Origin of the sequence: Pontimonas sp., from assembly GCF_031581085.1 — a bacterium.
In the GTDB taxonomy this organism is placed as follows: Bacteria; Actinomycetota; Actinomycetes; order Actinomycetales; family Microbacteriaceae; genus Pontimonas.
On the sequence record NZ_JAVLBO010000052.1, the window covers coordinates 1 to 2,288 of the forward strand.

Below are 2,288 nucleotides of genomic sequence, written 5' to 3' on the forward strand. Positions count from 1 at the left end.
CCGAGGTGCCGGTCACGTGGGAGCCATCGGTGCCTGCAGCGGCCTCTGCCTGCTCCTGGGCTATGAGATCATCGGAGGGCTTAGCATCTGCTTTCGCGGCGCGCTGCGCCGCGCGAAGTTCGCGCCTCGAGGGAAACGGGGGCTGTGAAGCGTTAGTCATTTAGCGCTCACCACCCATACCCAAGAAATCACTCTCCAACCGATTAGCGTGTCCAAGCCTTCAGGGTTAGAGGACCCTGTCGACGCACTCCCGGGACGATACCGCACTTCGCTGAATTATCACGAATAGATAAAGCTTAGACCGGGCAGTGGCCAAGGCTATGAATGAGCTGGGGTTACAGAAAATCAGACAAAGGCCGCTTCCCGCCAGCAGCTTCTACCGCTTGGTGGAACACACTCACCATGTCAGGGTGACCCGCAAAAATTGCTTCCCGGCCGGCAGGGGCCCCATCAAAGCCGTGAACAATCCCACCGGCTTCCGTGACAATCAATTCCCCCGCGGCGTGATCCCAGGGGCTCAGGGTGCGCTCGAAATAGATATTTCCCCTCGCAGCGGCAATCGCTGCGAGGTCCAAAGATGCGGTGCCCATTCGCCTCAGGTCTCGCACCTTCGGCAACAACTCCCTGGCCAGTCGACCCTGCTCGGCGCGATACTGCTCCGCATACGCAAAACCTGTCAACCACAGTGCTTGGGACAACTCCACAGGAGGCGCCACCTGCAAAGGAGTATCGCCCAGTGTTGCACCGTGACCTTTTGCTGCCTGAAACATTTCCCCCGTAGCCGGGTTAAACACCACCCCTGCTTGTAGGTCCCATTTCCCAGGAGCAGGCTCACCTTCAACCGCGGCAATGCTCACTGCGTAATGGGGAATGTTGTAAAGAAAATTGACTGTTCCATCGATCGGGTCAACGACCCAAGACACTCCAGACGAGGAATTACCGCTACCGCCCTCTTCGCCCACAAAACCATCACCGGGTCGGGCTTTTTCCAGTAGTTCGTGAATGAGGGCTTCTGCTTCATGGTCAACCGCGGTGACCACGTCCACGTCGCTTGATTTGGTGGAGGCCACCTCCACGTGATGCCTGCGACGCTCCAGAATCATCGCTCCCGCCTGGGCGGCAATGTCTCTAGCGAGAGTCAGTAATTCCGTTGAACCAGACATCAGAGGCTTAGGCTTCCCTGCCTGCGTCGCACATCCGGCCGATTAGCCAAGTTCGTAGTCGACTGCAGCCCGGGCATTGACCTGCTGGCTCACCCACGAAGCTGCTTCTACGTGCGCTGGGTGCACCTGGTAGTCAGCCAGTGCTTGTGCGGAGTCGTGTTCGCTAATGAGGACCACATCCCAGTTGGCGTCGCCTGGGAACAAAGAAGGGTTGACGCTCAACGAGCGAAGGCCTGGCACCACACCGACTAGACCGCCGAGCTTCTCTTGCATATGGGCCACGGTGGCCTCGCGGTCTTCCGGGGCGACAAGCTGCCACATCACCACATGTCGAACAGCGCCCACGTCACACCCCCACCTTTTCCTACATTTTTTTCGTGGCGAGTGAGGGATTCGAACCCCCGAAGGCAGTGCCAGCTGATTTACAGTCAGATCCCTTTGGCCGCTTGGGTAACTCGCCTAAGGCGCTCCCGACCGGTGTATTCACCAATCGGGTGCGCGCCCTCAAGGATAGTGGGTGTCTGGCACCGGCTGTGACACGGGTCCACCCCAAAGATGCCAACACTAGAGAGGCAAACACTGTAGAGACGGAAACTCAGGAGACTGGCCCTTGTGGGCTGGCACTGTACAGGCTGACGTTGCGTCAGCTGGCATCGGCCACGATGACTGTCGGTGCTTAAGCCCACCAGGTTGCCCCAGGGCGGATTATGGTTTTTCCTATCCGGCGATTTTCGGGGTTTAGCCCCGAAAGTCGGTGTCTCTGCCTATCATGGGGCCATGGCTGATTCCTCTTTTGACATTGTGAGCTCGGTGGATCCGATGGAGTTATCTAACGCGGTCAACCAAGCGCAAAAAGAACTCACCCAGCGCTACGACTTCAAAGGCGTGGACCCAGAAATCACCCTGCAGGGTGATTCTGTGGCCCTCTACGCCTCGTCTGAGGAGCGTGTGAAGGCAGTGTTGGATGTCCTCCAGTCCAAACTGGTGAAGCGGGGTATCTCTCTGAAAAGTCTGGAGCTTTCCGACCCCACCCTGCAGGGCAAGCGCTACCGCATTGGTGGGAATGTCAAAAACGGTATTTCGTCGGAAAATGCGAAGAAAATTACGAAGCTGATTCGAGATGAA

3 protein-coding genes and 1 tRNA gene are annotated in these 2,288 nt (G+C 57.6%); 1 reads left to right on the plus strand and 3 read right to left on the minus strand.

Translation table 11 applies throughout. The features are described 5' to 3' along the window. Positions 1–335 precede the first annotated feature (335 nt). The 3 genes from RI518_RS07715 to RI518_RS07725 form a co-directional block, all read right to left on the minus strand. Positions 336–1,163: an inositol monophosphatase family protein gene (locus RI518_RS07715; RefSeq protein ID WP_310689801.1), complete on the minus strand. Its 828-nt coding sequence runs from the start codon at positions 1,161–1,163 to the stop codon at positions 336–338. A gap of 42 nt (positions 1,164–1,205) precedes the next feature. Beyond that, positions 1,206–1,508, minus strand: a complete 303-nt coding sequence (locus RI518_RS07720; RefSeq protein ID WP_310689802.1) for a Dabb family protein — start codon at positions 1,506–1,508, stop codon at positions 1,206–1,208. A gap of 33 nt (positions 1,509–1,541) precedes the next feature. Continuing rightward, positions 1,542–1,623: transfer RNA gene (locus RI518_RS07725), tRNA-Tyr, on the minus strand. A 317-nt stretch (positions 1,624–1,940) separates the two neighbouring features. On the opposite strand from RI518_RS07725, the gene RI518_RS07730 reads away from it, so the two are divergent. Further along, a partial coding sequence (locus RI518_RS07730; RefSeq protein WP_310689803.1) for a DUF520 family protein occupies positions 1,941–2,288 on the plus strand: 348 nt, incomplete at its 3' end.